Source organism: Flavobacterium sp. (assembly GCF_043780635.1).
Taxonomy (GTDB): Bacteria; Bacteroidota; Bacteroidia; order Flavobacteriales; family Flavobacteriaceae; genus Flavobacterium.
This window is the reverse complement of the sequence record NZ_JAYWCK010000117.1, coordinates 1-7,520: the sequence shown is the minus strand read 5'-3', so window position 1 is coordinate 7,520 and position 7,520 is coordinate 1. Positions and strand designations below refer to the sequence as shown.

Genomic DNA, 7,520 nt, shown 5'->3' with positions numbered 1-7,520 from the left:
GCATTAACTTTGGTGCAATTCATCAATAAATTTATTTTTGAAAGACCAATAAACAATATTAAAACACAAATAATTTAATTGCACCCAACGGGTTAAATTTATTATTATTTAATCATTAAATATAATTTAAGAATGACTTCCTTTTACATTTAGTAATTCCGTTTTCCATATGATAACTAAAAAGATCTATCCCTTAATATTAGCAACAATCATTGCTTTATCGGCAATTGTGGTGTACTTCATCGCTTATGGTTCATTGGGAGGTGTAAATAGTTTGCCTGAAGGCGATAAATCTAATGCCAATAACGAACTCGTAAATCCAATTAAAACTAATGATTCGTTGAGGGACAAGATTGTGAACTTTGGAATGGGATTATTAGGAACCCCTTATGTTGCAGCTTCTTGCAGCGTAGATGGGTTTGATTGTTCAGGATTTGTTTATTATGTTTTCCAACATTATAAAATTCAGGTACCACGAAGCTCTCCACAATTTGAGAATTTCGGTAAAGAAATCCCCATTGAAAGTGTAAAAAAAGGAGATATTCTGGTGTTTTTGAGTCCTACCAGAAACGTTATAGGCCATGTGGGTATTGTAACAAATCCAAAAGGAATGGAAAGCGATTTTATTCACGCCTCCTCAGGTAGCGAAATGAAAGTCATTATTTCAAGTCTAAAACAGAAGGGTTATACTCGTAGATTTGTAAAAGCAGTAGATGTCTTGTCAGATTAATGATGCCGAGAAGCTGAAGATATAGCTTCTCGTAACCCAAAAAGTATTGATTCTGTGTGGAAAACTGAATTACAAAGTTGTGTATTTATGCAGTCAACGTTTAAGTTTATTAGTAAACCGTTATTTTCCTTGAAGAGTTTCATGAACCTTTCGCCCCTCTCTTACTATGATTTCAACAACTTCATGAATGTCTTTTTCAGAAGTTCTGAAATTCACAATACATGCTCTTAAACAGTATTTGTCTGCAACTATAGCATTTGATAAAAATACCTCGCCTTCTTCCTGCAGTTTATTCAATAAATTTTCATTCAATTTGTTTAAATACTCCTCACTTTCCTTCCCTTGTTGAATATAATTAGTGGGAACATAACGCAATGTGGTAATGCTTAAATTTTGAGTTACAGCCTCAAGTTCAGGATGCTTTTTTGCTTGCGCAAACAACATCTCTGAAAGTGCAATGTCTTGACCAATCATTTCTATGTAACCGTTCTTTCCAACTTGCTGCAAAGCCATCCAAACTTTTAACGCTCTGAATCCTCTTGAATTTTGAAAACCAAATTCATAATAATTTAGTGACGGTTCATCATCGTGGTTGCCAAAATTGTAATAAACGGGATGGGAACTATAAGTGTCAATTAAATGCTGAGGGTTTTTTACCAAGGTGCAACCGGCTTCAAGTGGAGCATAAAGCCATTTGTGTGGGTCAAGTGCAATGGAATCAGCTTCCTGAATTCCTTCAAATAAATTTTTGTATTGCGGAATTACTGCTGCAGGAATCCCATAAGCACCGTCAATATGAAACCATAAATCATATTCCTTGCATATACTTGCTATGGCAGAAAGATTATCTACCACTCCTGTGCTGACATCTCCTGCATTTCCAATTACAAGAAAAGGTTTTTTGCCACTTTTTAAATCGGCATTAATTGTTTGACGCAAAATTTCTATATTCATTTTATTGTCAGCATCGGTGTTTATCCATCTGATGGCTTTTGTGCCATGCCCGAATAAAACTGCGGCCTTTTCTATCCAGGTGTGAGTTGCTTTTGAGCAATAGAAAACCATTTCTGCATTAGTGTTTGCCAAGCCTTCTTCCTTCAAATTCTTTGGTGCTTTGGCAGTTCTTGCTGCTAAAAAAGCAGTGAAGTTAGCCATATTGCCACCACTAACTAATATTCCTCCACAGGAAGGAGAGGCACCGATAAACTCGGTCAGCCATTTCACAGTTTGTTTTTCAATGGCTGTGGCCATCGGACTTAAAATGTTTGCGCCAACATTGGGATTAACAGCAGCAGCTAAAAAATCTGCCAATGCACCGATTGGTGTTGGAGATGAAGTTATGTATCCGAAAAATTTCGGATGGCCGTTTAGTAACGAATGTTGGATTAACAAATCAGAAGATTTTGAAATTAATTCTGAAACGGCAGTTCCATTTTCGGGCAAAGAGGCATTCCCTAAAAGCTGTTGTATTTGTTTGGGAGTTTCTCCGGTTGTAACTGGTTTTTCATCAATGGTATCAATGAAATTTGAAATGGAATCTACTAATTGATATCCAATTTTTTTGAAATCCTCTTTACTAATTTCAATTGGTGATTTTCGTTTATCTGTCATGGTATAACTTGCAGGTATTTAGTTTGACAAAGTTAATTTCTTATTTAAAGTATAAAGCTCCAAACTAGCCCAAGTAGGACCACTACTCTTATAAACTGGTCATTAAAAGGACTAAATCTAACTAAATTTGGGGAGCTTTGTACAATAAAACAGTAATAATCATCTTTCAAAGATATAAAAATAATCCCAAAACCATCATTCTCGCGGCAAAATAACAGTAGCTGTAATGTGTTCCAAAACTTCAAATGCCGTTTCAGCCATTTTGTTTCCTTTGTTGTCTAAAAGTGGGTTTACTTCAACAAATTCAATACAAACTACCTTATTGGTTTCGATAATTTGATCAATAATGGCGATGATTTCATATTGGTCAAAACCTCTGGGAACTGGCGTTCCGGTTCCGTAAGAAATCAAGTCACAATCCATTGAATCCACATCAAAAGAAATATACAAAATATCGCAATTGGAGAGTTTGTCCAATGCTTCTTTCACGCAGGTTTTAAGTCCCCGATAGCGAACTTCGTCAACTTTATAATTCCTGATTTTTAGTTTTTCGATTTGCTTATTTTCGGCTTCTTCCGTATCACGAACACCAAAATAAATCAAATTTTCAGCCAAAACTTTAGCTCCTTTGCAACCAATATTTTTCATTTCTTCCCAATAGTGTTGGGTTTCAGTAGCCAATTCGTTTATTTGACAATCTAAATTATCATCGGCAATAGCAGCAGCTAAAGGCATTCCGTGAATATTTCCGGATGGTGAAGTATAAGGCGAATGCAAATCGGCGTGAGCATCAATCCAAATAACGCCTAATTTTTGTTCGGGATAAACGGCTTTTATTCCGCTTATCGTTCCCAATGCCGATGAATGGTCACCGGACAAAACAATGGGAAAAAAATTAGCTTCCAAATTTTTCTTAACCGAAGCACAAACTCGAGTACATTGTTCTGCAACATGCTCTATTCTTTTGGCAAACGTGCTTCTGTTTTTGTCATAAACTGATTCGTTGTGGGTTTTCACATCCTCAAAAGGAAATTGGTTGAAATAATCGCTATTTTGATTGATAGCGGCAATTTCAATAGCATCAACTCCCATATCAGAACCTCTGGTTCCAGCGCCAATATCAGATCGATTCTTTATTAATTTTATCACTGGTTCCATATAATTCTATTATCTAAAATCGTTCAAAGCCCTTTCAATAATGGCAAGACAGTCATGAATTTGACTTTCAGTAATCACTAATGGTGGCGCTAATCTGATTTTATTGCCATGAGTTGGTTTTGCCAACAAGCCATATTCGCTAAATTTCATGCAAATATCCCAAGCCAAATCAGAGTCTTCACCACAATTGATAACAATGGCATTTAGCAAGCCTTTACCTCGAACTAAAGTAATCAAAGAATTTCTTTGAGCAATATCGTTGAGTCCTTTTCTTAAAATAACTCCCAAACGATACGCATTTTCTGATAATTTTTCTTCGCGAATTACTTCAAGCGCAGCAATGGCAACGGCAGCAGCTATTGGGTTTCCACCAAAAGTAGAACCGTGTTGTCCCGGTTGAATCACGTTCATAATTGCATCATTTGCTAAAACCGCTGAAACCGGATAAACACCTCCGGAAAGTGCTTTTCCTAGAATAAGAATATCTGGTTTTACTTCAGGTTTATTCTCGCATCCATTTTCACAAGAACAATTGCCACAAGTTGCCAATAATCTTCCAGTTCTGGCAATTCCGGTTTGTACTTCATCTGCTATAAATAAAACATTGTGTTGTTCGCAAAGCGCTTTGGCTTTCGCCAAATATCCTTCGGCAGGTACATAAACTCCCGCTTCACCTTGAATAGGCTCTACCAAGAATCCAGCTATATTAGTTGTTGATTTCAGCACTTTTTCCAATGCTTCAACATCATCATAGGGAATTTTGATAAATCCTGCTGTGAATGGTCCAAAGCTTTTACGAGCACCTTCATCGTTCGAAAAGGAAATAATAGTCGTTGTTCGACCGTGGAAATTGTTTTCACAAACGATAATTTGCGCCTGATTTTCAGGAATTCCTTTGACTTCATACGCCCATTTTCGACATAATTTAAGTGCTGTTTCTACCGCTTCGGCACCCGTGTTCATTGGCAAAACCTTGTCAAAATAAAAATATTTGGTTACATATTCTTCATAATTACCCAATTGGTCATTATAAAAAGCACGGGAAGTCAAAGTCAGTGTTTGCGCTTGTTTAATCATTGCATTCACAATTTTCGGGTGACAATGTCCTTGGTTCACCGCAGAATAGGCAGAAAGAAAATCGAAATATTTTTTTCCGTCCATATCCCAAACAAAAACACCTTCACCCCTTTCGAGAACGACAGGTAGTGGATGGTAATTGTGAGCACCATATTTATTTTCTTTTCCTATCATTTCTTCGGCTTTAGAAGAAAGAGTTTGATGTATTTGTTCCATTGTGGGCAGTTTTTAAAATTTTCGAATACAAAATTAATAAAATATTTTATTTTACAATAATAAATAATAATTTTGACTTACATTTGTTTAAAATAAGTCATATTAACTTTTAAAGTAAATATTTAAGTCATTTTAATTTTAATAATTATGGAAATACTGGACAAATTTGATGTTTTTATTATCAAAGAATTGGAAAAAGATGGGCGAATGGCTTATTCAACAATCGCTGCCAATCTAAAAATTTCAAATACAATGGTGCATCAGCGAGTGAATCGATTAATGCAACAAGGAATTCTTCTTGGAATAAAACCTGTAATCAACGAGAAAAAAGTGGGTTATGATTGGGGAGCTTTCACAGGAATCACGCTGAATAAGGATCAGGATTCATCTAGAATTATCGAAGAGTTGAAAAAAATTCCCGAAATCACGGAATGTTATTATATCTCGGGTTTATATACCCTTTATATCAAAATTATCGCCCGAAATCACGAACATATGCGAAAAGTGCTTTATGAAAAAATCGACAATATTCCCGGCATTTCAAAAACAGATTCTATAATGGAATTGGGTTGTGCTTTTAAGCGGAATGTGAGTTTGTAAATAGTATTTCTTTGATAAAAATTACACAATTAACAACTGTTCATTATATACTATTCTATTTTATTTCAGATATTTGTTAAAAATATACCGTTATGAAAAAGTTTATTTATTTATTTTCTGCAATCTTATTGTATTCCAATAGTTCTTTTGCACAATTGAAACCAGTGTTATACAAAGATGGAGTTCAGGTTTTAAATGGTTTTAGCATTCAACCAAAAACAAAAAGCCAACAAAAACCTGGAATTTTGATACTTCCGGCTTGGTTGGGAATTGACAAACTTTCGAAAGATACTGCCGAAAACTTATCAAAATTGGGCTATTATGCTTTTGTAGCTGATATTTATGGCGAAGGAAATTACCCAAAAGACTATTCCGAAGCTGGAAAAAATGCTGGCTATTATAAAACCAATTTTACAGAATATCAAAAAAGAATTTCATTAGCATTGGAACAATTAATTCTTTCGGGTGCAAATCCGGATAATATTGTTGTGATTGGCTATTGTTTTGGGGGCACTGGAGCGCTTGAAGTTGCACGAGTAAATATGAACGTAAAAGGAGTTGTCTCCTTTCACGGAGGATTAGGCAGAGATACAAAAAGAGCTATTGAACCAATTAATGCCAAGGTTTTGGTTTGTCACGGAGCTGATGATCCATATGAATCCAAAGAAGAAATTGCTGCTTTCCAACAAGAAATGAAAGATGCAAAAGCAGATTGGCAAATGATTTATTATGCCAATGCAGTGCATTCTTTTACCAATCCTGAATCGGGAAATGATAATTCGAAAGGCGCAGCATATAACGAAATTGCAGCCGAAAGATCTTGGGAACATATGAAACTCTTTTTGAATGAAGTTTTAAAAAAATAAAAATATAATTTAGTCCCAAATAATTACCAATATATATTCAAAATGAAAAAAGTTTTAATTCTCTTATTACTGGCCGCATCAATTTCTTGCACTTCGCAAAAAAGCAGTGTTTCTGTCGTTCCACCAACAAAATATATGAATACAATTACTGCCGCTGATTTAAAAACACTTCTTTATATTGTAGCTTCTGATGAAATGCAAGGAAGAGAAACGGGCTCTTCTGGACAAAAAAAAGCAGGAGAATATCTTATCAGTCAATACAAAGCTAATACTATTTCATTTCCTAAAGGAGCAACTAATTTTTATCAAAGAGTTCCGGCTTCTTTCCTGAATGCTATTCGCAATGATAATCTGCCTGATTCTGAAAACATTTGGGCATTTATTGAAGGTTCAGAGAAACCAGAGGAAATCATTGTAATTTCAGCACATTACGATCATGTTGGTATAAAAAATGGAGAAATTTACAATGGCGCAGATGATGATGGTTCCGGAACTGTGGCTTTACTCGAAATTGCTCAGGCTTTTTCAAAAGCCAAAAAAGAAGGTCACGGTCCAAAACGTTCCATTTTATTTCTTCACGTGACTGGCGAAGAACACGGATTGTTGGGTTCCAGTTATTATTCTCAACACCCTTTGTTTCCATTGGCAAACACTATAACCGACATCAATATTGATATGATTGGTCGTCACGACGAGTTTCATAATGACTCGAGTAATTATGTGTATCTAATTGGTTCCGATTATCTTTCAACCGATTTATACAAGATTTGTGAAGCTGCCAATAAAAATTTTGTGAACTTAAATATAGATTACAAATACAATGACAGAACAGATCCAAATCGTTTTTATTACCGCTCGGATCATTATAATTTTGCTAAAAACGGGGTTCCTTCTGTTTTCCTTTTCAATGGTGTTCACGCTGATTATCACAAAGCTACCGATGAAGTGGATAAAATTGAATTTGATGCTTTGGCAAAAAGAACGCAACTTGCCTTTACTATTGCCTGGGAATTAGCAAACAGAGAAAATCGTCCTGTGGTTGATAAAAGCGGAAGTTAATTTCACCAACAACTTAAATAAAAATTATAAAGAGCTTCGAAGAAATTTGAAGCTCTTTTTTTGCCACAAAAAAAGCCTCGAATTTCTTCGAAGCTTTTGCGTTCTGGGTGGCTGACCGGGTTCGAACCGGCGACCCTCGGCACCACAAACCAATACTCTAACCAGCTGAGCTACAACCACCATTTTTAACGAGTGCAAATATA

Annotated in this window: 7 protein-coding genes and 1 tRNA gene; 4 read left to right on the top strand and 4 right to left on the bottom strand. The window is 35.5% G+C overall.

Annotated elements, in window-relative coordinates; genetic code table 11:
- The first annotated feature begins 169 nt into the window (after positions 1-169).
- Positions 170-730: a C40 family peptidase gene (locus tag ACH2BV_RS10465; protein WP_395050672.1), complete on the top strand. Its 561-nt coding sequence runs from the start codon at positions 170-172 to the stop codon at positions 728-730.
- 120 nt (positions 731-850) lie between these two features.
- On the opposite strand, the gene ACH2BV_RS10460 is transcribed toward ACH2BV_RS10465, so the two are convergent.
- The 3 genes from ACH2BV_RS10460 to rocD form a co-directional block, all read right to left on the bottom strand.
- Complete coding sequence (locus ACH2BV_RS10460; protein ID WP_395050671.1) at positions 851-2,341, bottom strand: pyridoxal phosphate-dependent decarboxylase family protein; 1,491 nt, start codon at positions 2,339-2,341, stop codon at positions 851-853.
- 195 nt (positions 2,342-2,536) lie between these two features.
- Positions 2,537-3,499, bottom strand: a complete 963-nt coding sequence (locus ACH2BV_RS10455) for an arginase (RefSeq protein ID WP_395050670.1) — start codon at positions 3,497-3,499, stop codon at positions 2,537-2,539.
- Positions 3,500-3,508: 9 nt separating this feature from the next.
- Positions 3,509-4,792, bottom strand: a complete 1,284-nt coding sequence (gene rocD, locus ACH2BV_RS10450; protein ID WP_395050669.1) for an ornithine--oxo-acid transaminase — start codon at positions 4,790-4,792, stop codon at positions 3,509-3,511.
- A 147-nt stretch (positions 4,793-4,939) separates the two neighbouring features.
- On the opposite strand from rocD, the gene ACH2BV_RS10445 reads away from it, so the two are divergent.
- The 3 genes from ACH2BV_RS10445 (at position 4,940) to ACH2BV_RS10435 (ending at position 7,317) form a co-directional block, all read left to right on the top strand.
- Complete coding sequence (locus ACH2BV_RS10445) at positions 4,940-5,392, top strand: Lrp/AsnC family transcriptional regulator (RefSeq protein ID WP_395050668.1); 453 nt, start codon at positions 4,940-4,942, stop codon at positions 5,390-5,392.
- Positions 5,393-5,484: 92 nt separating this feature from the next.
- The gene (locus ACH2BV_RS10440; RefSeq protein WP_395050667.1) at positions 5,485-6,258 is read left to right on the top strand and encodes a dienelactone hydrolase family protein; all 774 of its coding nucleotides are present in this window, start codon (positions 5,485-5,487) and stop codon (positions 6,256-6,258) included.
- A 42-nt stretch (positions 6,259-6,300) separates the two neighbouring features.
- Complete coding sequence (locus ACH2BV_RS10435; protein ID WP_395050666.1) at positions 6,301-7,317, top strand: M28 family metallopeptidase; 1,017 nt, start codon at positions 6,301-6,303, stop codon at positions 7,315-7,317.
- A gap of 106 nt (positions 7,318-7,423) precedes the next feature.
- Here ACH2BV_RS10435 and ACH2BV_RS10430 read toward each other — a convergent pair.
- A tRNA-His gene (locus ACH2BV_RS10430) sits at positions 7,424-7,497 on the bottom strand.
- Positions 7,498-7,520 lie beyond the last annotated feature (23 nt).

Excerpts from the sequence above, each read along its gene's own strand:
- ACH2BV_RS10465 (WP_395050672.1), top strand. The coding sequence starts at position 170 with ATGATAACTAAAAAGATCTATCCCTTAATATTAGCAACAATCATTGCT.
- ACH2BV_RS10460 (WP_395050671.1), bottom strand. The coding sequence starts at position 2,341 with ATGACAGATAAACGAAAATCACCAATTGAAATTAGTAAAGAGGATTTC.
- ACH2BV_RS10455 (WP_395050670.1), bottom strand. The coding sequence starts at position 3,499 with ATGGAACCAGTGATAAAATTAATAAAGAATCGATCTGATATTGGCGCT.
- rocD (WP_395050669.1), bottom strand. The coding sequence starts at position 4,792 with ATGGAACAAATACATCAAACTCTTTCTTCTAAAGCCGAAGAAATGATA.
- ACH2BV_RS10445 (WP_395050668.1), top strand. The coding sequence starts at position 4,940 with ATGGAAATACTGGACAAATTTGATGTTTTTATTATCAAAGAATTGGAA.
- ACH2BV_RS10440 (WP_395050667.1), top strand. The coding sequence starts at position 5,485 with ATGAAAAAGTTTATTTATTTATTTTCTGCAATCTTATTGTATTCCAAT.
- ACH2BV_RS10435 (WP_395050666.1), top strand. The coding sequence starts at position 6,301 with ATGAAAAAAGTTTTAATTCTCTTATTACTGGCCGCATCAATTTCTTGC.